Origin of the sequence: Microbacterium capsulatum (assembly GCF_030865425.1) — a bacterium.
In the GTDB taxonomy this organism is placed as follows: Bacteria; Actinomycetota; Actinomycetes; order Actinomycetales; family Microbacteriaceae; genus Microbacterium; species Microbacterium capsulatum.
On the sequence record NZ_JAVFCB010000003.1, the window covers coordinates 134,752 to 157,559 of the forward strand.

Consider the following 22,808-nt stretch of genomic DNA (forward strand, 5'->3'; position numbering starts at 1 on the left):
CTCACTCCTTGCTGGACTCGACGACGCGCACGATCGCGTCCGCGACCGCGCCGGCCACCTGGGGATCGAACACGCTCGGGATGATGAAGCTCGCGTTGAGCTCGTCGTCGGCCACGCGCTCGGCGATCGCCCCGGCGGCTGCGACCAGCATAGGCGGCGTGATGTCCGACACGCCCGCGTCGAGGAGCCCCCGGAAGAAGCCGGGGAAGGCCAGCACGTTGTTGATCTGGTTGGGGAAGTCGCTGCGGCCGGTGGCGACGACGGCGGCGTGCTTGGACGCGATCACCGGGTCGATCTCCGGAGTCGGGTTCGCCATCGCGAACACGATCGCGTCGTCGGCCATGGCGGCGATGTCGGCCTCGTCGAGCACGTTCGGGCCGCTCACGCCGATGAACACGTCGGCGTCGACCACGGCCTCCTTCAGCGTGCCCTTGAAGTTGCGCGGGTTCGTGGTCTCCGCGAGCTCGATGCGGTGAGCGTCGGTGTACTCCTCGTCGCGGTTGATCGCGCCGTTGCGCCCGCAGGCGACGATGTCGACCGCGCCCTCGGCGAGCAGCAGCTGGACGATCGCGTTGCCCGCGGCGCCCACGCCCGACACGACGATCCGGACGTCGCCGATCGTCTTGCCGACGACCTTGAGCGCGTTGCGGAGGGCCGCGAGGGTGACGATCGCGGTGCCGTGCTGGTCGTCGTGGAAGACCGGGATGTCGAGCTCCTCGCGCAGGCGGGCCTCGATCTCGAAGCAGCGCGGCGCCGCGATGTCCTCGAGGTTCACGCCGCCGTAGACCGGGGCGATGGCCTTGACGATCTTGATGATCTCCTCGGTGTCCTTGGTGTCGAGGCAGACCGGCCAGGCGTCCACGTTGGCGAACTGCTTGAACAGAGCGGCCTTGCCCTCCATGACCGGCAGCGCGGCCTCGGGGCCGATGTCGCCGAGGCCGAGGACGGCCGTGCCGTCGGTGACGACCGCGATCGTGTTGCGCTTGACGGTGAGCTTGCGGGCCTTGCTCTTGTCCTCGGCGATCGCGAGGCAGACGCGGGCGACGCCCGGGGTGTACGCGCGGGAGAGGTCGTCGCGGTTGCGCAGCGGGACGCTGGGCACGACCTCGAGCTTGCCGCCGAGGTGCATCAGGAACGTGCGGTCGCTGACCAGGCGGACGCTCACGCCTTCGAGAGCGTCGATCGCGGCACGGACCTCGTCGGCGTGCTCCTCGCCCGTGGTGTTGCAGGTCAGGTCGACGACGATGGTCGTCGGGTGCGACTCGACGACGTCGAGCGCCGTGATCACCGCACCGGCGGCGGCGGCCGTCGCCGCGAGCTCGCTGGTGACGCTGAAGTTGGACGGCGCATCGATGCGCAGGGTGATCGAGTTACCGGGTCCGGGATTCGCCATGATTCCTCCTCGTCGAGGCGACCCGGGCGGAGGAGCTCGGGCGCAGATGTGCAGTGAGAGTTTCTCTTACAATTTTCGTATTGTGGACACTATTATCTCCATCGTGGAAGTATTGCGCAACCCGGTTCCGAAGTCTCTCTGAGATTTCCGGAGCACGGCTCTCGCATGATGGAATAACGATGAGGGATGGGAGTACCAGGATGGCGGAGAATCCGAAGGCCAACAAGGGATCGGGATCGGGTGTCCAGTCGGTGGAGCGCGTGTTCGAGCTCCTCGAGCTGATCACCGACGCCGGGGGTGACGTCACCCTGAGCGAGCTGTCCTCGTCGACCGACCTCCCGCTGCCCACGATCCACCGGCTGCTGCGCACCCTCGTGGCGCTCGGCTACGCCCGCCAGCTGCCGAACCGCCGCTACGCTCTCGGCCCGCGGCTGATCCGGATCGGCGAGGGCGCGTCCCGCCAGTTCGGCGCGCTCGCCCGCCCGCAGCTCAAGCAGCTCGTCGACGCCCTGGGCGAGAGCGCCAACATGGCCGTGCTCGACGGCGACATGGTCGTCTACGTCGCGCAGGTCCCCTCGCAGCACTCGATGCGCATGTTCACCGAGGTCGGCCGCCGGGCGAACGTGCACGACACCGGCGTCGGCAAGGCGATCCTCGCCCAGCTCGACGACGACGTGGTGCGCGGCATCGTCGGCCGCACCGGCATGGCCACGCCGACCTCGTTCAGCATCGGCACCGTCGACGAACTCATCGCCGAGCTCGACCGGATCCGCGAGCGCGGCTACTCGATCGACGAGCAGGAGCAGGAGATCGGCGTGCGCTGCTACGCCATGGCCGTGCCGAACGCGCCCACCCCGACCGCGGTCTCGGTCTCCGGCCCGATCGCCCGCGTGACGGAGGAGTTCGCGCTGCGCGCCGTCCCCCGCCTGCAGGAGGCCGCCGCGGCGATCGCCGCCGACCTGGAGGCCTGAGGCCCCGCCCCGGCCTCGGCACGGCCCGGCACGGCCCGGGCTTGCCCTGCGGGTTCGGAGATGGTTTTCGCCGCTCCCGGGCCGGCGCGGGCATGGCCCAGCCCGGGCTCGCCCTGCGGGTCCGGAGATGGTTTTCGCCGCTCTCAGGCCGGCGCGAGATGCGAAACCCATCTCTGAACCCCGCGTCGGTGCGGGTGAAGATGGAAAACGCCGCCCCCGGACCCGCGGGAGCGGCGTTTTCCATCTCTGGGGGAGCGTGCCAGGAACCGCGGATCAGCCCTGCCGCGCCGCGATCGCCCGGCGAACGCGGTCGAGCAGCGCGACGGGCTCGTCCAGATCGAGCTGGGTGATCCGGATCACCAGCCACCCGCGATCCTCGAGATCCCGCTGGCGCCGGATGTCGCGCCGCCACTGCTCCGCGTCGGTGCGATGGCCGTCGCCCTCGTACTCGATCGCGATCCGCCACTGCGGGTAGGCGAGGTCGATGCGGGCGAGGAGCCGACCGCCCTCACGCACCTCGTGCTGCACGACGGGCTCCGCAAGCCCCGCGCCGACGAGGAGCAGTCGCGTCTCGGTCTCCTTCGGGGACTCCACGCCGGCACGGGCGAGCGCGAGGGCCTCGCGGACCGTGCCGCGGCCGGGAAAGCGCGCCCACTGCTGCAGCCGGTCCCGCACGTCGTCGGCCCGGGCGATCGGACGGGCCCGGAGCAGACCCGGGTAGTTGTCGGCAGCCGTGAGGAGCGCGTCCAGCAGCACCACGGCGTCGACGAGGGTCAGCGCGCCCGCGCAACTGAACACGGCGGCGATCGGATCCACGACCGGAACGGATCTGATCCGCCAGGTGTCGGCATGATGCTCGTTCAGGCGACGCCCGCGGACGCCCGCGGTCTTCGGCGGCGTCGCGTCCGGGGGCACGGCCACATCCAGCGGCTCGGCGATGGTCCAGCGCTGCGGGAACGGCAGCCCCCACAGGCGCACGGCTGTCCTGCCGACGAAACGCTGCCGCGGCTTCAGACGACGCGCCCCGCAGGCCACGAGCTCCGCGAACGTCGTCGGGGCGGCCGCGGCGCGCACCCCGCGGAACGGCCGATGCAGATCCGCCGCATCGGCCCGGCCCCGGCGGATCCCGGCGGCGGCCGCCTCGGCCAGGGTGAACGGGTCGCCGAGGGCGGGCGGGAGCGGGATCCGATGGTGCATCCCCCGATCCTCTGGGACCCGCTTCGCGCGCGGGGCAGGGATCCCGGAATCCGTGCACGATCGACGGATCCGGTGCCCTGTGCAGGACCATCGCGCCATCGTACGGCCTCGCGGCAGAGATGGATTCCGCCTCTCCCGACGCGCTCCGGGCGGCGAAATCCATCTCCACCTGTCAGTGGCCGACACCGGGAGATGGAAAACGCCGCCCCCGGAACGGTGGGGGCGGCGTTTTCCATCTCTGAGCGGGTCGCGCGACCTCTGAGCGGGGTTGCGCGACCTCTGAGGGGACACGCAACCCCACGCAGCGCTTACTCCGCGTCGGTGCCGCTCGTGCCGGCGTTCACGTCGAGCAGACGATACCGCTCGGCCGCCTGGACCGGGACGGAGGCGTCGATCTCGCCGCGCTTCGCGAGAAGCTGCAGCGTGCGCACGACCACGGACGGGCCGTCGATCTTGAAGAACCGGCGGGCGGCGGCGCGGGTGTCCGAGAAGCCGAAGCCGTCCGCACCGAGGGTGGCCCAGTCGTTCGGGACGAACTGGCGGATCTGGTCCGGCAGGTCCTTCGCGTAGTCGCTGACGGCGACGATCGGGCCGTGCGCGTCCGCGAGCTGCTGCTCGAGGAACGGCACGCGGCGCTCGCGCTCGGGGTGCAGGAACGCCTCCTCCTCGGCGGCCACCGCGTCGCGGCGCAGCTCGGTCCAGCTGGTGACCGACCAGATGTCGGCCGACACGCCCCAGTCCTCCTGGAGCAGGCGCTGGGCCTCCTGCGCCCACGTCACGCCGATGCCCGAGGCGAGCAGGTGCGCGCGGGGGGCGTCGACCGGAGCGATCCTGTGGATGCCGCCGAGGATGCCGGCGACGTCCACGTTCTCCGGCTCGGCCGGCTGCACGATCGGCTCGTTGTAGACCATGAGGTTGTAGATGTGGTTGCGGTCGGTCGAGTCCGGCCCGTACATCCGCTCGAGGCCGGCGCGCATGATGTGCCCGATCTCGTAGCCGAACGCGGGGTCGTAGGTGACCACGGCCGCGTTCGTCGCCGCGAGCAGCGGCGAGTGGCCGTCCGCGTGCTGCAGACCCTCACCAGTCAGGGTGGTGCGGCCCGCGGTCGCGGAGATCAGGAAGCCGCGCGCCATCTGGTCGGCGGCCGCCCACAGGGAGTCGCCGGTGCGCTGGAAGCCGAACATCGAGTAGAACACGTAGACCGGAACGAGCGGCACGCCGTGGGTGGCGTACGCGGTGCCCGCGGCGGTGAACGCGGCGATGGATCCGGCCTCGTTGATGCCGACGTGCAGGATCTGCCCCGCCTCGGACTCCTTGTACGAGAGCACGATGTCGCGGTCGACGGCCAGGTAGTTCTGCCCGTTCGGGTTGTAGATCTTCGCGGTCGGGAAGAACGCGTCCATACCGAAGGTGCGCGCCTCGTCCGGGATGATCGGGACGATCCGCTTGCCGAACTCGGGGGCGCGCATGAGGTCCTTCAGCACGCGGACGAACGCCATGGTCGTGGCGGCCTGCTGCTTGCCGGATCCGCGCGCCGCCACCTCGTACGCCTTCGCGTCGGGCAGGGCGATCTCGCCGGAGGCGTTCGGACGGCGCTCGGGGAGGTATCCGCCGAGCGCCTGGCGGCGCTCCTGCATGTACCGGATCTCCGGGGCGTCGGCGCCGGGGTGGTAGTACGGCGGCTCGTAGGGGTTCGCCTCGAGCTGCTCGTCGCTGATCGGCACGCGCAGGTGGTCACGGAAGTCCTTGAGGTCCTGCAGCGTGAGCTTCTTCATCTGGTGCGTCGCGTTGCGCGCCTCGAAGCGCGGGCCGAGGCCGTAGCCCTTGACCGTCTTGACCAGGATGACCGTGGGCTTGCCGTTGTGCTCGAGCGAGCGCTGGTACGCCGCGAAGACCTTGCGGTAGTCGTGGCCGCCGCGCTTGAGGCCCCAGATCTCGTCGTCGCTGAGGCTCTCCGCGAGCGCGAGAGCGCGCGGGTCCCGGCCGAAGAAGTTCTCCCGGATGAACGCGCCGGACTCGGCCTTGTACGTCTGGTAGTCGCCGTCGACGGTCGTGTTCATGATGTCGAGCAGGGCGCCGGACTCGTCGCGGGCGAGCAGGTCGTCCCACTCCCGGCCCCAGACGACCTTGATGACGTTCCAGCCGGCACCGCGGAAGAAGCCCTCGAGCTCCTGGATGATCTTGCCGTTGCCGCGGACGGGGCCGTCGAGGCGCTGCAGGTTGCAGTTGACCACGAAGGTGAGGTTGTCCAGGCCGTCGTTCGCGGCGAGCTGCAGCAGGCCGCGGCTCTCCGGCTCGTCCATCTCGCCGTCACCGAGGAACGCCCAGACGTGCTGGTCGCTGGTGTCCTTCAGGCCGCGGTTGTGCAGGTAGCGGTTGGACTGCGCCTGGTAGATCGCGTTCATCGGGCCGATGCCCATGGACACGGTCGGGAACTCCCAGAACTCCGGCATGAGGCGCGGGTGCGGGTAGGAGCTCAGCGCGTGACCCTCGCGGGACTTCTCCTGGCGGAAGCCGTCGAGGTCCTCCTCGCTGAGGCGGCCCTCCATGAAGGCGCGGGCGTACATGCCCGGGGAGGCGTGGCCCTGGAAGAAGACCTGGTCGCCGCCGCCCGGGTGGTCCTTGGCGCGGAAGAAGTGGTTGAAGCCGACCTCGTACAGGGTGGCCGCACCCGCGTAGGTGGAGATGTGGCCGCCGACGCCGATGCCGGGGCGCTGCGCGCGGTGCACGAGGATCGCGGCGTTCCAGCGCATCCAGGCGCGGTAGCGGCGCTCGAGCTCCTCGTCGCCCGGGTAGGCGGGTTCGTCGTCGGCGGAGATCGTGTTGACGTAGTCCGTCGTCGCCCGCGGCTCGGAGTCGACGCCGGCGCGCGAGACGAGCGAGCGGACGATGTGCTCGCCGCGCTCGGCGCCGCGTTCGGCGATCAGGGCGTCGAGGGACTCGAGCCACTCGGCGGTCTCTTCGGGGTCGAAGTCCGCGGTGGCGGACCCCGGGGCGGCGGAGGTGCGAGGTTCGTGCATCTTCGGCCTTTCTGTTAGATGTAGGTGACTGCCGACGACGGCAGCGGGTCAGACTCGGGAGGAAGACGATGGGCGGACGCATCGCCGTGGTGACGGGTGCGGGTTCGGGGATCGGACGCGCCGTGGCGCGCGCGATGCTGGACTCCGGCTACCGCGTGGCGCTGGCCGGGCGGCGCGAGGACGCGCTGCGGGAGACGGCGGGCGGGCATGCGGACGCTCTCGTCGTGCCGACCGACGTGACGGTCGAGGCGGAGGTGGACGCCCTGTTCGCGCGCGTCGTGCAGGAGTGGGGCCGGGTGGACGTGCTGTTCAACAACGCCGGCGCGTTCGGCCCCGCGGTCTCCGCCGCGGACATCGAGCTGGACGACTGGGAGCGCACCCTCGCCGTCAACGTGACCGGGGCGCTGCTGTGCGCGCGGGCCGCGATGCGCACGATGCGCGCACAGGAGCCGCAGGGCGGACGCATCATCAACAACGGATCCATCTCCGCGCATGTGCCGCGCCCGCAGTCCGTGGCGTACTCGGTGAGCAAGCACGCGATCACCGGGCTGACGAAGTCGATCGATCTGGACGGGCGGCCGCACGGCATCTCCTGCGGTCAGATCGACATCGGCAACACGCGCACCGAGATCATGTCCACGCTCGGCGTCGGATCCGGCGCGCTGCAGGCGGACGGCAGCCGGCGCGTGGAGCCCACCTTCGCGCTCGACGACGCGGCACGGACGGTGCTGTTCATGGCGGATCTGCCGGCCGAGGCGAACATCGGCTCGCTCGTCATCACGGCGAGCGGGATGCCCTTCGGCGGCCGCGGCTGAGGCGATGCGGGGGTTCGCGAACATCTGCGGACCTCCTCGTCCCGGACCCGCTCCCCCGGGGATCGTGCGGATCTTCTTCACTCGTTTCCAGATTGTGGAATAACTATTTCAGATTGCGTAACTAGTGTCCTCCCCCGGGGCGTTCTTGTCAAGACTTCCCGGCCCGGGGCGGCACGCGCACCGCGATGACGACGGAAGCGGGGCCCGGCACGCCGGACCCCGCATCGGTCATCTCTTCCCCGCAGCGCGGCGGGAGGAGCGGATCAGTGCCCTGATCCGTGCGCCGGCTCCTCGTCCTCGACGAGGACGGTCTCGCCGTCCGCGTTCACGAGCTTGCCGCCCTCGTAGCGATCCCCCTCGCGGAGGACGCGGATGACGTCGGTCTTGACGACCCGCACCGGGCTCGCCGCGAACACCGAGGGGTTCTCCGGGGTGCCCTTCGTGAAGTGGTTGAACACGAGGTTCAGCACGATCGCCATGATCGCGGCCGAGCTGATGCCCGAGTTGAAGATGACCTGGAACCAGGTCGGGAAGTGGCTGTAGACGCTGCTGTTCACCTCGGGCAGCACGCCGAACGAGATCGACGCCGCGACGATGATCAGGTTCATGTTGCCCTCGTACTTCACCTTCGCGAGGGTGCGGATGCCGCTCGCGGTCACCGTGCCGAACAGCACGAGGCCCGCGCCTCCCAGGACGGCGGTCGGGACCGCGGCCACGATCCGGCCGAGGACCGGGAAGAGACCGAGGACGATGAGCACGACACCTCCGGCGGCCACCGCGTAGCGGCTCTTGATCTTGGTGACGGCGACCAGGCCGACGTTCTGGGCGAACGCGCTCTGGGTGAACGAGTTGAACACCGGAGAGACGGCGCTGGAGAGCATGTCGGCGCGCAGACCCGCGGCGATGCGCTTGCGGTCGACCTTGGATCCGGTGATCTCCGCGACGGCGAGGATGTCGGCCGTGGTCTCGGTGAGGATGACGAGCACCACGATCAGCATCGACACGATGCCGGCGATGTTGAACGTCGGCAGGCCGAACGCGAACGGGGTCGGGAAGGCGAAGATCGGGCCGGTGAAGACCTTGGAGAAGTCGGCCTTGCCGATCGCGACGGAGAACAGCGTCCCCACGATCATCGCGAGCAGGATCGAGAGCCGCGAGATGGTCGCGTTGCCGACCTTGCTGAGGACCATGATGACGAGCAGCGTGAAGGCGGCGATGCCGACGCCCACGGGGTCCGCGAAGTCGGGCGCCTTGGGGTTGGCGCCGGTGATCCAGCGCGACGCGACCGGGACCAGGGACAGGCCGATCGTGGTGATCACGACGCCCGTGACGACCGGCGGGAAGAACCGCACGATCTGGGCGAAGAACGGTGCGATCACGAGTCCGATCAGGGACGCGACGATCACGGATCCGAAGACGCCGGCGATCCCGCCGCCGCTGTTGATGATCGCGAGCATGGTCGCGACGCCGGCGAAGGAGACGCCCTGCACGAGCGGGAGCTGGGATCCGAAGAAGGGGATGCCGAGCGTCTGCAGAAGGGTGGCGAGGCCTCCCATGAAGAGGCAGGCGGCGATCAGCACGCCGAGCTGGGTGGCCGGGATGCCGGCGGCGGAGCCAATGATCAGCGGCGGGGCGATGATGCCCCCGTACATGGTCAGGACGTGCTGCAGACCGAAGGCGAAGGCGGTGCCGACGGGGAGCTTCTCGTCTTCGGGGCGGGTGGATGCCGGCTTTGCTGCGCGGCTCTTGGTGGCGGACATGTGTGGTGGACCTCCTCGTCCATGTCGCCCCGACGCTGGGGCGGATCCCTCTCGGGACGGTGGTGCGCGTTTCCGGGCGCGACGAAAGAAGGGGTGAGGAAAGAGAGGTGGGCCCGTTTCCCCCGAACCGGGCCCACCCGAGGCCGCTCCCCCGCTATCGACGGGGAGCGACCGGTCTGGATTCCGCGGCCGTGCGACGGGCCGCGGGGTCTGTGACCGGACTCAGCAGAATCCGGCGATGCCGTCCCACGAGCGGTGGTCGGCGTCGGCGCCGTCGCGCAGGAACGACGCCTCGATCAGGCCGTAGGGACGGTCCGCGGCGAAGAACACCTCGTTAGGGTTCTCCAGGCCGAACGGCGACAGGTCCACGACGAAGTGGTGCTTGTTCGGCGTCGAGAAGCGGATCTCGTCGATCTCCGGGTGCGCCTCGAGGACGGCTTCGGCCATCTCCTTGAGCGTGTGCTGCAGCGCGTAGGAGTAGTTGCGCGAGAAGCCCGCGAGCAGCAGGCGGCGCACGTCCGCGTAGACCTCGTTGAAGTCGAGGTCGTTGCGGTTGTAGCGCCACTTGGCCGTGACGGAGGTGGCGAGGATGCGGTCCTCGGTCTCGGGCAGGGTGGTGTACTTGTCGCGCGGGTAGCCGACGAAGCCGCTCTGCGTGGACTTCAGGACGGTGAGGTCCTGCAGGCCCGCGATGATCGTGGTGTCGTCGCCGTCGATCTGCACCACGGCGGTGCGGGTCTCGGTGCCGCCGCGCACGAACGAGTGGTCGTGCTCGCCGTTGTCGCCCTCGATGCGCAGCCAGGTGTACTGCTCCGCCTCCCAGCGGCCGCCGGTCACCCAGTCGAACTCGCCGGTGAAGTGCCGGCCGAGGCGCAGCAGGAAGTCCTCCGGGCTGCCGATGCCGTCCTTGGCGAAGGCGTACACGGTGTTCTTCTGCGTGTCGGTGGCGACGACGTGCTCGTTGTTGCCGTCGAAGTGCGCGCTGGCGAAGTCGCCGCGCAGCTGCGAGGTGACGTTCAGGTCCTCGATCTCGTGACGGGGCGAGTCGCGGGTGATGCGGACGACGCGGTTCTCGGCCTTGCCGTACTGGTTCTTGCCCAGAATGATGTTGGTCATTTTCGTACTCAGCTTCCTCGGTAAGTGGAATAGGCGAACGGGCTGAGCAGCAGCGGCACGTGATAGTGCGCCTGCTCAGCGTCGACCTGGAAGGTCAACACCACCTCCGGGAAGAAGGTGTCCGTGTCGATGCCGGCGAAGTAGGCCGCCGTGTCGAACCGGAGTCGGTATGCACCGCTCTCCAGCCGCTCGGGGCCCAGCTCTTTCACCCGCCCGTCAGCATCGGTGAGGCCCGTACCGATCCCGACCCATCCATCGCCGACTCGGGCCTCGAGCTCGACGGCGACGCCGGGCGCCGGGCGCCCGATCGATGTGTCCAGGATGTGGGTGGTCACGTGGGAGACGCTCATGCGTTTTCTCCGGTCTCGATGGCCGCGCTCAGACGCAGCGCCGCGATCTCGCGCAGCTGCTGGTCGACGACGGCGAGTTCCTGCTCGTCGGTGTTGCCCAGGCGCTGCTGCAGCAGGGCGAGGATCTCCTCGGCGCTGCGGCCGGCGGCCCGGACGAGGTAGACCCGGTCGAACCTGGCCTCGTACGCGCGGTTGCCCTCGGCGAGGGCGGCGCGCGCGGCGTCGTCGACGCTGGGCTGCTCCCTGCGGGAGTGCGCGGCCTCGGCGCTCGTGCCGTCGACCTTCGCGCCGATCCGCGGGTGATGCGCGAGGGCCCCGTCGAGTTCGGCCTCGCTGAGCGGGGCGGCGGCGTCGAGAGCGGCTGCGGTGAGCGCATCGACGCTGGCGTACGGGCGTCCGTCTACGATCGCGTCGATCCAGCGGGCGATGTCGAGAGCGGGCTTAACAGTCGCCGCGGCTTCGTCGCGGCTTGTGGAGTTGAACTCCTTGAGCAACATCTTCGATCCTCAAGACATGCTGGCATCCGGCGCGTAAGGCTATACGGATCCTCCGGTACTGCTCAGGGGGAGGAGATTGTCTTCCGTATGCCGGAACTGTTATTTCAGCATGTGTAAGTAGTGTGCCCACCCGGTCAAGGAAAGTCAAGCCTCCGCCGCAAACTTTCTCGGCGGAGGCGAAGATCCGGGTCGTGGTGGCACGGTCCGCCCCGGATCTCGTTGCCCCCGATCCTGCCCTGAGAACAGCGAAAACGCACGCCCGGACGACTCCGGACGTGCGTTTTCGGATCCCGCGGTGCGGGAGGCGCGGCAGAGCGGCGGCGGGCCGCTCAGACGCCGAGCTCGGCGCGCAGGCGGGCGACGTGGCCGGTCGCCTCGACACCGTACTCGGCGCGCTGCACGACGCCCTCGCCGTCGAGCACGAAGGTCGAGCGGATGACGCCGTCGAAGGTGCGGTCGCCCACGGTCTTCTCGCCCCAGACGCCCCAGGCGCGCGCGATGGCCGCGTCGGAGTCGGCGAGCAGCGGGAAGGTGAGGCCCTCGGCGTCGGAGAAGGCGCGGATGTCGGCGACCTCGTCCGGCGAGACGCCGATCACGGCGTAGCCGGCGGCGGCGAGCGAGGACAGGTTGTCGCGGAAGTCGCAGGCCTCGGTCGTGCAGCCGGGCGTGGCGGCCTTCGGGTAGAAGTACACGACGACGTTCTTGCCGCGGTAGTCGGCGAGGGCGGTGCGGACTCCGTCGGCGTCGTCGAGGGCGAACTCCGGGGCGGCGTCGCCGGGGGCGAGACGAGTGCTCATGATGTCTCCGTTTCGGATGGGATCGGTGGGGGAAGCTCTGGGGTGGCGGGCTCCGCGTGTCAGCGGCCCGCGGGGAGGACGTTGAACGCCTCCGCGAGCTGCATGATCTTGCGGGCGCGGCCGAGGCGGGGAAGGTCGCTCCCGTCGCGGACGATGCGGCCGCGGGCCTCGAAGTCCTCGAGGAACTCGAACGCCCACTCGACGTCGGTGCGGGTGGGGCTGATGACCTCGTTCACGACGGGGGTCTGGTCCGGCGACAGGCAGAGCTTGCCGGTCATGCCCATCGCCACCGTGATCGCGGACTGCTCGCGCAGGATCGGGTGGCTGGATCCGACCGTCGGGCCGTCGATGGGGCCCGGCAGGCCGCCGGCACGGCTGGAGATGACCAGGCGCGCGCGGGGGTAGGCCATGGCCTCGCGGTCGGCGGACATGCCGGTGTCGCGGCGGAAGTCGCCGCTGCCGAACGCGAGGCGGAAGGCGCCGTCGGCCCGGGCGATCTCGGTCGCGTTCTCGATGCCGACCGCGGACTCCACGAGCGCCACGACGGGCACCCGGGCGCCGAGCCGGTGGTAGGTGTCGGTGACCTGCTTGCCGAACTCGGTCTTGGCGAGCATCACGCCGAGCAGGCCCTGCGCCGAGCGCAGCGCCTCGAGGTCCGCGGACCACCACTCGCTCGTCGCGTCGTTGATGCGCACCCAGCCGCGATTGCCCGCGCCGAGCCAGCGCACGACGTCCTCGCGCGCGGAGTCCTTGTGGCTCGCGTCGACCGCGTCCTCCACGTCGAGCACGACCGCGTCGGCGTGCGACGCCGCGGCGTCGTCGAACGTCTCCGGCCGCGTCGCCGCGACCAGGAGCCATGAGCGCGCCAGCTCCGGCGCGATCTCGCGCGTGGTCGAGGAGGGCAGGGGAACGTTCATGGATTTTCCATTCTGTGAAACTAGATTTCTACATTCCGAAAAGTCTACCGCCGCTTTTCCGCGGACACCAGACCCCTCGGGACGATGTGCGAGCCGCCGGCGGGGCTCAGGGACCGATCCTCAGCACCGCCACCGCGTCCCAGAGCGCGGTCGCGACCTCGCCCTTGGTGCCCGAGGCCGCGGCGACGACGGATCCGTCCGGGCCGATGATCTCGATCGCGTTGTCGGTGCGCTCGAAGCCGTTCTCCGCATCGGCGAGGTTCACCGCGAGCAGGTCCACGCCCTTGCGCTCGCGCTTGCGGCGCGCCCGCTCGCGCCGGGCCTCCGGATCCGTCGCCGTCTCCGCCGCGAAGCCGACGAGGACCTGCCCGTCCGGGGCGCCGCCGGCACGGCGGGAGGCGGCGAGCGCGGCCAGCACGTCCTCGTTCTCGAGGAGCTCGATGCGCTCGAGCGGGCCGTCCTCCTTGGTGAGCTTCTGCTCCGCGGCCTCGGCGGGCCGGTAGTCGGCGACGGCGGCCGCCATCACGACGACGTCGGCCGTCGCGGCGATCGCCTTCATCGCGTCGCTCAGCTGGGCCGCGGTGCCGACCGGGCGGATCCGGATCCGCGGATGCCGGGCGACGGCGAGCACTTCGGCCGACACGTTCGCGGCGACGAGGTCGACCTCGGCCCCGCGATCGGCGGCCGCGCGGGCGATCGCCGCCCCCTGCCGCCCGCTGGAGCGGTTGCCGAGATAGCGGACCGGGTCGATCGGCTCCCGGGTGCCGCCCGCCGACACGGCGATCCGGCGGCCGGCGAGGTCCTGCGGGGCGAGGAGGCTCAGCGCGGCCTCGGCGATCCGCTCGGGCTCGCTCATCCGGCCGGGGCCGCTGTCGCCGCCCGCGAGCTCGCCGTCGTCCGGGCCGATCAGGTGCACGCCGCGTGCGACGAGGGTGCGGATGTTCGCCTGCGTCGCCGGGTGCGCCCACATCTCGGCGTGCATGGCCGGGGCGATGAGTACAGGCGCGGTGGTCGCGAGGAGCGTGGTGCCGAGGAGGTTGTCGGCGATGCCGGCCGCCATCCGGGCGATCGTGTTGGCCGTGGCGGGCGCGACGACGACGAGGTCGGCGCCCTGGCCGAGCGCGACATGGCGCACCTTGGCGACGTCGTCGTGCACGCTCGTGGTCACCGGGTTGCGGCTGATCGCCTCCCAGGTGGGGGCGCCGACGAAGCGCAGCGCGTCCTCCGTGGGGACGACGGTGACCGCGTGCCCCGCCTTGATGAGGAGCCGCACGAGCTGCACCGACTTGTACGCCGCGATGCCGCCGGAGACGCCCACGACAATATCCATCCTTCGATTCTGCCCGACCGCGCCGCCGTTCGGGGCCGGACCCGGTTCGCGCCGGTCGCCGGACGGACGGATCCCGGGCCCCGGCGGCTCCCTAGACTGAGTCGCGTGTGCACGGTCGTGATCGAGGTCGGTGAGGCGGGAGCGCGGCTGCTCGCGGTCCGGGACGAGGATCCGCAACGCGAATGGGACGGGCTCGGCGCCTGGTGGCCGGACCGCTACCCCGGCGTGATCGGGATCCGGGACCGCCGGGCCGGAGGCGCCTGGATGGCGGCCCTTCGAGCCGTTGCCGCGCCCGTCGGAGCACAGGGACCGTCGGCGTCGCCCCGGCTCGCGGTGCTGCTCAACCGCGCCGACGTGCTCGACCTCCCCGAGGACCGGGTGGTGTCGCGCGGCGCCCTGGCTCTGGAGTCCGTCGCCGGGCGCCCGCCGAGCGCGCCCCTGCCGATGCACGGCTTCAACCTGCTCGAGGTCTCCGCCGACGGCGCCCGCGTGCTGTCCTGGGACGGCGTCGAGCTGCGGGAGCAGCAGGTGCCCCCGGGCGTGCACATGATCGCGCACAGCGTCCTCGACGATCCGGAGACCGCCCGCATCGCGCGGTGGCTGCCGGAGTTCCGCGCGCACCCGACGCCGTCCGAGGACTGGCCGGAGGCGTGGATCTCGCTGCTCGCGGAGAGCGCCGAGCTGGATCCGGCGGACGATCGGGCGATCATCCGGGACAACCGCCCGCACGGCTACCCGACGCAGTCGCTGCTGTACTGCACGGCCGAGGTCACCGCCGTCGGGGTCGACGTGCGCGGGCACACGCTCCCCTCCCCCGCACGCTGGGGCTGAACCGATGCCCGGCACATCCTCCGACCGCCTCGCCCGGGTCCCCGGACACGTGATCCGGCAGACCGCCCCGCTCGCCGACGACCTCGAGCGATCGGTCGAGCTGCTGCGCCTGGTCGCAGCCGGCGACGGACCAGAGCGACTGCTGCGCCTGTACGCACCGGCACCGACGCTCGCACTGACCCGGCGCGAGAGCCGGATGCCGGGCTACGACCTCGCCGTGGCCGCCGCGCACCGGCTCGGGTTCGGGCCCGCGATCCGCCCGACCGGAGGCCGCGCCGTCGCCTACGACGAGACGTGCCTCGTGTTCGACCTCGTCGACCGCGACGACGCGCACCCCGGCCCTTCCGCGTTCTTCGCGCGGGCGGGCAACACCATCGCCGACGCCCTGCGCGGGCTCGGCGTCGACGCCCGGCTGGGCGAGGTGCCCGGCGAGTACTGCCCCGGCGAGTACAGCATCAACGCCCGCGGGTCCGTGAAGCTCATCGGCACCTCGCAGCGCGGGGTCCGCGGCGCGCGCCTGCTCAGCGGGATGATCGCGTTCGGCCCCGTCGACCGCTTCGTCGCCGTGCTCACCGAGGCCAACGCCGCGCTCGGGCTCGACTGGGATCCTCGGACGTTCGGAACGATGCTCGTCGAGGCGCCGACGGTCTCCCGCGCCGACGTCGAGGACGCGCTCACCTCGGCCCTCCTCGGCTGAACGCGGGGCGGATCCGCGGTCAGCGGCCGAGGGCGCGCTCGTAGATCCCGAGCATGGCTGCGGTCCGCGAGGACTGGCGGAAATCCGCTGCGACCTGCGGATCCGGTTCCGGCGCGCGGCCGGCCCCGATGTCGGCGGCCGCGATCCGCAGGGTCTCCGCGAGCGCGGCGACCCGGGCCTTCTCGTCGGCCGCCGCATCCGGCACGGCCCACAGCCCGCCGCGCAGCTCGGCCGCGATGTCGGGGTCGCTGACGACCGTCGGGGTGCCCAGCGTGGCGGCCTCGAACGGGGTCATCCCCTGCGTCTCGAAGCCGATCGAGGTCTGCACGACCGCATCGGCGGCGGCGATCCGGGCGAGCACGTCGGCGTACCCGATCCGGCCGGCGAAGTGGATCCGGGGCCGCCCGGCGCGCGCCGCGATCCGCTCGGCCGCGCGCCGCTGAGCCCCGCCGCCGACGATCTCCACGTCGGCGTCGATGTCGCTCGCGACCACGGCCTCGAGAAACGGCAGCAGCCGCTTCTCCGGGCTCATCCGGCCCAGCCAGACGAAGCGCGGGCGGCCGGGCGAGCGCTCCGCTCCGTGAGCCTGTCGAAGGGGGGCCGCCGCCAGGACCTTCTCGCGCACCTCGTCGTCGATGCCGTTCCAGACCACGTCGACGGATCCGAACACGCCGTGCTGCTCGAGCCGGCGCGCGAAATGGCCCGAGGGGGCCGTCACGGCCCGCGACTCGGCGGCGATCCCGGCGAGGTACGCCCAGCCGTCGTTGCCGCGGGGCTGCTCGCCGATCCCGCGCAGCGCCGTGCGCCGCCAGGCGTTCAGCGCGCCGAGCACGGGCCGGTGCAGCGGCGTGACCGCGGCGATCCCGACGTCGACCCGGTTGTGCATGGTGTGCACGGCGGGGATGCCGTGCCGGTGCGCGAACCGGTGCCCGATGAACGCGCCCCAGAAGTCGGCCTGCACGTGCACGACGTCGACGGGCGGGCGGCCCGCGAGCGCACGGTCGAGGAAGAGGTCGGTGCGCCGGCTCGGCCAGGTCATCGCGTACTCGCGGTCGGCCGTGATCGGGATCGACGGCAGATCGAGGTAGCCGGGGTCGGCCGCGCTTGCATGGCGGTGCGAGTGCATCCGCGGCGCGACGATCGTGACCGTGTGCCCTGCGCGCTCGAGGTACTTCCGCTGCAGCCGCATCGAGACCTGGGCCCCGCCCAGCGACTCCGCGTGCTGGTCGCCGAAGAAGACGACGTGCATCAGTCCGGCCCTCTCAGTCCGGCAGGGCTTCGCCGCGGTACAGCGCCTCGAAGGTGTCGAGGGTGCGGTTGATGTCGTGCACGGCGACCCCGTCCAGGGAGGCGCGCTGCATCCGCTCGTACTCCGCCGGATCCGCTGTGAGCACGTCGGTGAGCCGCGCGGCGAGCTCGGCCACGTTGCCGGGCTCGAACAGGTAGCCGTTCTGCCCGTCGTGCACGAGGTGCGGCAGCGCGACGGCGTCCGCCGCGACGATCGGCAGCGCCGAGGCCATGGCCTCCATGGTCGCGATCGACTGCAGCTCGGCGACCGAGGCGATCACGAACAGCGACGCGCGCGAGAGCAGCCCTCGCAGCTCGGCGTCGGAGATCCGGCCGTGGAACGTGACCCGGTCCTGCAGCCCCAGCTGGTGGGTGAGCCCCTCCAGCATCTTGCGCTGGTCGCCGCCGCCGACGATGTCGAAGCTGACGTCGAGGGCGGGATCGAGCTTCGTCATCGCACGCAGGATCACGTCGACCTGCTTCTCGGCGGTGAGCCGGCCGACGAACACGATCCGGTTCTTCTCCCGCGGCGCGACGACCGGCGTGTACTGGGTCCGGTCGATGCCGCAGCTGATCGGGATGACGCCCTCGACGTCGACCGTGCGCTCGAGGAAGTCGGCGGCGCGGCGCGTGGGCGTGGTCACCGCGCGGGTGAGGTCGAAGGTGCGCTTGGCGTCGGCCCAGGCGAGGTGCAGCATGATGTCGTCGATGAACTTCGGCATCGTGGTGTGGTCGAGGATGTTCTCGGCCATGACGTGGTTGGTCGCGATCACCGGGATCCCGCGCTGGTGCGCGATGCGGGACAGTCCGCGGCCGATGATGATGTGCGACTGGATGTGCACGACGTCGGGCCTGACCTCGTCGAGCACCTTCCGCGCGTAGTGCTTGGAGCGCCACGGCCAGATGAACCGCAGCCAGTCGTGCGGCGCCCAGCGCACCGACGGCAGGCGGTGCAGCGTCATGGCCTCGCCCTCGATCACCTCGATGCGGGGCTTGACGGAGCGGTACGCCTGGTTCGGGGCGACGACGTGCACGTCGTGCCCGCGCTGCACGAGCCCGGCCGCGAGACGCTCGGTGAACCGGGCCGCACCGTTGACGTCGGGCCAGAAGGTGTCTGCGCCGATGACGATCGTGAGCGGGCGCTTCGCCGGGGCGGATCCGGATCCGTCCGTCTCGGGTGCGACGGATCCCTCCGGGGCGCCGTCGGCACCGGTGGTGTCGGCGGTCGAGGGCTCGGGGGCGTCCGAAGGGCGATGATCGCCGGGGGAAGTCACGTGATTTGCTGCCTTTGCTGGGCCGCGGGCCGCTCGTTCTGCGCCGCGGAGGTGGCCTGGATCGGGCGGACGCCACTCTACCGGAGGGGGCTGAACTTCCTTCGGAGGCGGATCCGGTACGGCCTTCCGTCCCGGACTCAGTCCATGTCGCCCTACCCCGCCGGTTCTCCGCGGATCCGACCGATTCCTCCTGAGTTCGAGACGCGGACGGGCGGCCCGGTATCGACCGGGCCGCCCGTTCGCCGACGCCTCAGGCGCCGAGCACGACCCGCTTCGCATGCCCGTGGCCGTCGAGTGCGAACTCGAGGGTCAGCGGCGACGTCGACACCACCCGCACGCCGTCGTCGCCCTCGATCACCGTCGTCTCCGCGACGCCGGCGAGCACGACCTGCGCCGTCGTCTGCGTGCGGCTCGGGTCGGACAGCGCGACCGTGGTGCGGCCGGAGTCGGTGTGCACCGCGAGCGAGCACGGCCCGGTCACCGCGGCGCCCGACGCCGGCGTCTGGCCGGCCGGCGTCGCCTGGAAGAAGTTCGCGAGCGTCAGGCCGAGGCTCGCGACCCGGATCGCCTGGGCCTGCGCGTTGTTCGCCAGGACCTCGACGGTCGGCGCGTCGGACTCGGTGAAGGTGACCGAGTGGTCCACGTTCGGAAGCACCATGTACGCGTAGCCGCCGCCGGACGGATCCTTGCCGTGGTGGTGGGTGACGGTGACGTAGTCGCGGTTCTTGACGTCGGTCGTCCCGCCCGTGTCGGATCCGGAGTTGATGCTGTGCCAGTCGCCCGAGCGGGGCACGACCTGCACGTCGATCGTGCCGCTGACGTTCTCGCCCCGGAGGAAGACGTAGCCGCCGTGGCCCATGATGTGCGCGTTGCGCTTGACGGTGATCGCGCCGTCGGCGGCGGTGAGCACCCGGTTGCGGTTGTCGGTGCGCACGTTCGGCACGGTCCCCGGCGCGAACGACCGGTTGTCGACGGTCGTGTAGACGTCGAAGCCGGACGCCGAGGTGATCGCCGCGCCGAGGCAGACGACCTTGTCGTCGAGGAAGAACCAGGACTTGCGGGCGCTCAGGCTCTTGTCGAAGTTCAGGTGATCCATGCCCTGGATGCCCCAGCGCTCCTCGAGCGCGAGGCCGCCGCCGAACGCCTGGAACGCGCGCGGGATCCCGGTGCCGTCCGCCGCGCCGTTCGCCCGCGGCGCCGCCGTGACGGTCGTTCCGGGCAGCCGGTACGGGTCGATCGTGGGCCAGAAGTCGGCGCTGTACTGCGCCGGATCCGCCGAGCTGTAGAAGAAGGTCAGGCCGTCGCCCTGATACCAGCCGAGATTGTTCTCCTTGTTGCCCCACTCGTAGCGGCCGATCCGCTTCGAGGAGAGGTTGACCACGGCGCTGAAGTTCGGGCGGTGGTGCACGAGGCGGTCCTGGTCGCCGAACGCCCTGGTGTACACCGGGGCGTCCGCCGGGGTGATCGAGGAGTCGGCGAGGGCCGACGTGACCAGGAGCGACTTGGCGACGGTCTGGGTGGGCAGGCCGTACAGCTTCTCGTCGGTGCAGCGCAGCAGCCAGCCCTTCACGAGCGACAGGTAGCGACTGCGGTACGGCTCGCCCGCGCCCGGGGCGAGCAGCAGGATCGCGGTGATCGCGGAGGCGCCGTCGACGAAGTCGGGCTCGCCCTGGCGCGAGACGGCGCGGCCGCGGACGGCCTCCATCATCCGGCCGTTCCAGACGAACGGCGCGTAGGTCGCTTCGACGGCGTCCAGGATCACGGACTTCTTCGGATCCGTCACGTCCCAGTCGCTGCCGCCGAGCAGGCTCAGGATCTCGGCGATGCCGCCGAGGGTGACCACGCCGTACGTGCCGACGTACGGCAGGTACGTGTGCTGCACGAAGGATCCGTCGGCGTAGAAGCCGTCGCCGCTCGTGACATAGCCGAACACGCTGTTGCGGCCGGCGCGGACCGTGTCGCTGAGCGCGTCGCGGGCGAGTGCGATCTCGTCGGTACGGGAGTCGAGAATCCCGCGCAGCGCGCACGACAGCGCCTTGTCGGTGCGGTTCGCGCCGGTCTCGGCGAAGCTCGTGCCGCGGCCGCGCCAGTTCGGGTCGGGGGTGAAGTAGCGGGCCGCCGCCATCAGCGCCGTGCGCAGGTCGGCCGGGACGACGTCGTGCAGCAGGACGCAGATGTCGGCGGCCTTGCGGGGCACGCCGATCTCCCAGAACCACCAGTTGCCGACCGGCGACGCGCCGGCCTTGTAGACGTTCGCGCTGAGCCAGGTGAGTGCGTCGACGAGGTCGGCGGCGAGCGCGGCGTCGCCGTGCTGCGCGCAGCCGGCGGTCGAATACGCGAGGGCGAGGTCGAAGATCCGGTTGAACGTGACGCCCATGTTCCCGGAGAGGAGCGTGCCGCTGACGCCCGCGAGGGGCAGGTCGGCCCAGATGCCGGGGGTCGCCGCGGGACGGACCATCGCGTTCCAGGAGTCGGTGGCCTTCGTGCTCATGCCGCTCAGCACGCCGGCGAGCTCGGGCACGGACGCCGCACTGCCGTCGCCGGCGAGCATCACCCGACGGCGCGCGATGAGCACGGAGAGCGGATCGTCGGTCGCGGCGAACGGGCTCAGGCCCATGGCGAGCGCACCGCCGGTCGTCGTGCGGGCGCCCTGGCGGGTGCCGGCACTGGCGGATTCGCCGGCTGCGACGACGAGCGCGCCGGCGCCCAGCAGTCCGAGCAGCGCACGGCGGTTCATGTCGAGAGGGGACATCATCGGCCTCCGGATCGTTCGGGGAAGGGGATTCGACGACCACGGTATACGCTTTCCCAACCAAATAGTAGACCGTACGTACATATCAATCGGGATCCGCAGAGGCCGTGCACGGCCGGCGCCCACGTTCACGCCGTACCCTCGGATCATGCGCCTGATCGCCGACGCCGACCCGGAACGCTGGATCCCCGTGACCGGTTCCCTGGGCTTCAAGGGACGCCGCCAACGCAAGGCGGCGATCCGGATGCTGCTCGGCCAGGCCGGCGCGGCGTTCGGCGCCGAGGCACGGCCCGGATCCGGCTTCGGCGCGTGGGCGCTGAGCCAGGCGGCCCCGTTCCTCATGCGCCGGGCCGACGGCCGCGTGCTCGTGTGGACCTGGAAGGCCGAGCCCGAGCTCATCGTCGCGATGGCGAGCGCGCAGGAGCTCACCCCGCAGCTGCGCACGGCGCGCGCGATGATGCCGATGGAGTACGACGACACCGAGGAGTTCGCGAACCCCTACCTCGGCACGGGCGAGCGGCTCGTCGTGCCGCTGCCGCCGCCCGGTGCGAACGGGCGGGCATCCACGCCGCCGTTCGCGACCTACACCTGGGACACCGGCACCCACCTGATCACGCTGCAGGCGGTGTGCGCCGACCGCGAGCGGTTCGGCACGGTGATCCGGGACGTCGACGACCTCGCCCGCACCCTGCGCACCGCCGACGACCTGTCCGTCGGCGAATCCGGCCCCGTGCTGCGGCTGCCGCCGGCCTGACCCGGCGGCACCCTCGCCCTGCCGCACCCCTGCTCGCTGGTCGCGAATCGTCGCCACACCGGCCGAATGAGGGCGTGTCGCGACCAGCGAGCAGGGGTGGGATCGCCGAGCAGGGGTGGGATCGCCGAGCAGGTATGCCGGGGCGTAGTAGGTGATGGGGACGACCGAGGGATCCCCGGATCAGCTCAGCGTGCGCACCGCGTTCTCGACCTCGGCGAGCCCGTCGGCGTCGGGGGCGTCGATCGCCATCCGCACCGTACCCGCCGCCACGCCGAGCAGCGCGTACGCGGCCTTCATGCGCGCCATGTCCCCCCGGATCGCGTCGACGGCCGCGTCCACGCCCACCTGCGCGTCGGCGATGCGGTTGGCGTCCCCGGACTCGGCCGCGTCGCGCAGCGCGCGGAACGGCTTGGGCAGCACCGAGGAGATCCCCGAGACCACACCCTGCGCACCGACCTCGGCCGCCGTGGCGAGGTCGCGGTCACTACCGGTGTAGAGGAGGAACTCGTCCGCGACGACGGCACGGTATGCGGCGATCTGGCTCAGCGGCTCGTCGCTGATCTTCGCGCCGACGATGTTCGGCAGCTGGGCGAGCCGGGCCATGAGCTCGGCGGAGACGAAGTTCCCGGTGCGCGCGCGGAACACGTACACGTAGACGTCCAGGCCCTCGGACGCCGCCGAGACCTGCTGGTAGAACTCGTACAGGCCCTCGTCGCTCGCCGCGAGGTAGTAGGGCGTGATCACGGCGATCTCGGTGGCGCCGGCCTCGCGCACCGAGGCGATGAGCCGCAGCACCTCGTACAGGCTGGGCGCACCGACGTGCACGATCACGCGCATGCTGCTGCCGAGCTCCTCGACGCTCGCCCGGGTCAGCGCGACGCGCTCTTCGTAGGAGAGCGCAGGGAACTCGCCGGTCGTGCCGAGCACGAACGCGCCCTCGTTGCCGGACTGCGCGACGAAACGGAGGATCTCGCGCGATCCCTCCAGGTCGAGTGCGCCGTCCGCGGCGAAGGCGACGGGAACGGCGGTGATGATGTCACGACGGGACAT

The 22,808-nt window shown here is 71.2% G+C and carries 19 protein-coding genes; 5 read left to right on the forward strand and 14 right to left on the reverse strand.

Annotated elements, in window-relative coordinates:
* Position 1 precedes the first annotated feature (1 nt).
* Positions 2–1,393: an NAD-dependent malic enzyme gene (locus RBR11_RS06050; RefSeq protein WP_308488419.1), complete on the reverse strand. Its 1,392-nt coding sequence runs from the start codon at positions 1,391–1,393 to the stop codon at positions 2–4.
* 200 nt (positions 1,394–1,593) lie between these two features.
* Here RBR11_RS06050 and RBR11_RS06055 point away from each other — a divergent pair, with 200 nt between their 5' ends.
* Positions 1,594–2,364, forward strand: coding sequence for an IclR family transcriptional regulator (locus RBR11_RS06055; protein ID WP_308488420.1), 771 nt, complete (start codon positions 1,594–1,596; stop codon positions 2,362–2,364).
* Positions 2,365–2,637: 273 nt separating this feature from the next.
* Here RBR11_RS06055 and RBR11_RS06060 read toward each other — a convergent pair whose 3' ends face one another.
* Both RBR11_RS06060 and aceE read right to left on the reverse strand, forming a co-directional pair.
* Positions 2,638–3,561, reverse strand: a complete 924-nt coding sequence (locus tag RBR11_RS06060) for an endonuclease domain-containing protein (RefSeq protein ID WP_308488421.1) — start codon at positions 3,559–3,561, stop codon at positions 2,638–2,640.
* Positions 3,562–3,869: 308 nt separating this feature from the next.
* Positions 3,870–6,581 (reverse strand): pyruvate dehydrogenase (acetyl-transferring), homodimeric type, encoded by a 2,712-nt coding sequence (gene aceE, locus RBR11_RS06065; protein WP_308488422.1) that lies wholly within the window; start codon positions 6,579–6,581, stop codon positions 3,870–3,872.
* 68 nt (positions 6,582–6,649) lie between these two features.
* Between aceE and RBR11_RS06070 the strand changes: the two genes are divergently transcribed.
* Positions 6,650–7,396 (forward strand): SDR family oxidoreductase, encoded by a 747-nt coding sequence (locus RBR11_RS06070; protein WP_308488423.1) that lies wholly within the window; start codon positions 6,650–6,652, stop codon positions 7,394–7,396.
* Between the two features lie 263 nt (positions 7,397–7,659).
* On the opposite strand, the gene RBR11_RS06075 is transcribed toward RBR11_RS06070, so the two are convergent.
* From RBR11_RS06075 to coaBC, 7 genes are all read right to left on the reverse strand, one after another.
* Positions 7,660–9,156: a nucleobase:cation symporter-2 family protein gene (locus tag RBR11_RS06075; RefSeq protein ID WP_308488424.1), complete on the reverse strand. Its 1,497-nt coding sequence runs from the start codon at positions 9,154–9,156 to the stop codon at positions 7,660–7,662.
* Between the two features lie 222 nt (positions 9,157–9,378).
* Positions 9,379–10,272, reverse strand: a complete 894-nt coding sequence (gene pucL / locus RBR11_RS06080) for a factor-independent urate hydroxylase (protein WP_308488425.1) — start codon at positions 10,270–10,272, stop codon at positions 9,379–9,381.
* A gap of 8 nt (positions 10,273–10,280) precedes the next feature.
* On the reverse strand, positions 10,281–10,622 hold the full coding sequence (gene uraH / locus RBR11_RS06085; protein ID WP_308488426.1) for a hydroxyisourate hydrolase: 342 nt from the start codon (positions 10,620–10,622) through the stop codon (positions 10,281–10,283).
* A complete protein-coding gene (gene uraD / locus RBR11_RS06090; RefSeq protein ID WP_308488427.1) occupies positions 10,619–11,119 on the reverse strand; it encodes a 2-oxo-4-hydroxy-4-carboxy-5-ureidoimidazoline decarboxylase in 501 nt (166 codons plus the stop codon). The genes uraH and uraD overlap by 4 nt, the downstream gene beginning before the upstream one ends.
* Before the next feature lie 329 nt (positions 11,120–11,448).
* Positions 11,449–11,916 (reverse strand): thioredoxin-dependent thiol peroxidase, encoded by a 468-nt coding sequence (gene bcp, locus RBR11_RS06095; RefSeq protein WP_308488428.1) that lies wholly within the window; start codon positions 11,914–11,916, stop codon positions 11,449–11,451.
* A 59-nt stretch (positions 11,917–11,975) separates the two neighbouring features.
* On the reverse strand, positions 11,976–12,833 hold the full coding sequence (locus tag RBR11_RS06100; protein ID WP_308488429.1) for an HpcH/HpaI aldolase/citrate lyase family protein: 858 nt from the start codon (positions 12,831–12,833) through the stop codon (positions 11,976–11,978).
* Positions 12,834–12,939: 106 nt separating this feature from the next.
* On the reverse strand, positions 12,940–14,163 hold the full coding sequence (gene coaBC, locus RBR11_RS06105) for a bifunctional phosphopantothenoylcysteine decarboxylase/phosphopantothenate--cysteine ligase CoaBC (RefSeq protein WP_308488430.1): 1,224 nt from the start codon (positions 14,161–14,163) through the stop codon (positions 12,940–12,942).
* Between the two features lie 105 nt (positions 14,164–14,268).
* Here coaBC and RBR11_RS06110 point away from each other — a divergent pair, with 105 nt between their 5' ends.
* Both RBR11_RS06110 and RBR11_RS06115 read left to right on the forward strand, forming a co-directional pair.
* Positions 14,269–14,994 carry an NRDE family protein gene (locus RBR11_RS06110; RefSeq protein ID WP_308488431.1) on the forward strand — a complete coding sequence of 242 codons (726 nt, stop codon included), beginning with the start codon at positions 14,269–14,271 and terminating at the stop codon, positions 14,992–14,994.
* 4 nt (positions 14,995–14,998) lie between these two features.
* Positions 14,999–15,691, forward strand: a complete 693-nt coding sequence (locus RBR11_RS06115) for a lipoate--protein ligase family protein (RefSeq protein ID WP_308488432.1) — start codon at positions 14,999–15,001, stop codon at positions 15,689–15,691.
* 19 nt (positions 15,692–15,710) lie between these two features.
* On the opposite strand, the gene RBR11_RS06120 is transcribed toward RBR11_RS06115, so the two are convergent.
* The 3 genes from RBR11_RS06120 to RBR11_RS06130 all read right to left on the reverse strand — a co-directional run bounded on the left by RBR11_RS06120 (position 15,711) and on the right by RBR11_RS06130 (position 20,989).
* Complete coding sequence (locus RBR11_RS06120) at positions 15,711–16,940, reverse strand: glycosyltransferase family 4 protein (RefSeq protein ID WP_308488433.1); 1,230 nt, start codon at positions 16,938–16,940, stop codon at positions 15,711–15,713.
* A 13-nt stretch (positions 16,941–16,953) separates the two neighbouring features.
* Positions 16,954–18,108 carry a glycosyltransferase gene (locus RBR11_RS06125; RefSeq protein ID WP_308488733.1) on the reverse strand — a complete coding sequence of 385 codons (1,155 nt, stop codon included), beginning with the start codon at positions 18,106–18,108 and terminating at the stop codon, positions 16,954–16,956.
* Between the two features lie 394 nt (positions 18,109–18,502).
* The gene (locus tag RBR11_RS06130) at positions 18,503–20,989 is read right to left on the reverse strand and encodes a polysaccharide lyase 8 family protein (protein ID WP_308488434.1); all 2,487 of its coding nucleotides are present in this window, start codon (positions 20,987–20,989) and stop codon (positions 18,503–18,505) included.
* A gap of 163 nt (positions 20,990–21,152) precedes the next feature.
* Between RBR11_RS06130 and RBR11_RS06135 the strand changes: the two genes are divergently transcribed.
* Complete coding sequence (locus tag RBR11_RS06135; RefSeq protein ID WP_308488435.1) at positions 21,153–21,758, forward strand: hypothetical protein; 606 nt, start codon at positions 21,153–21,155, stop codon at positions 21,756–21,758.
* Positions 21,759–21,938: 180 nt separating this feature from the next.
* Here the strand turns inward: RBR11_RS06135 and RBR11_RS06140 are convergent, their stop codons facing one another.
* Entirely contained in the window at positions 21,939–22,808 is an 870-nt protein-coding gene (locus RBR11_RS06140) for a dihydrodipicolinate synthase family protein (protein ID WP_308488436.1), read from the reverse strand.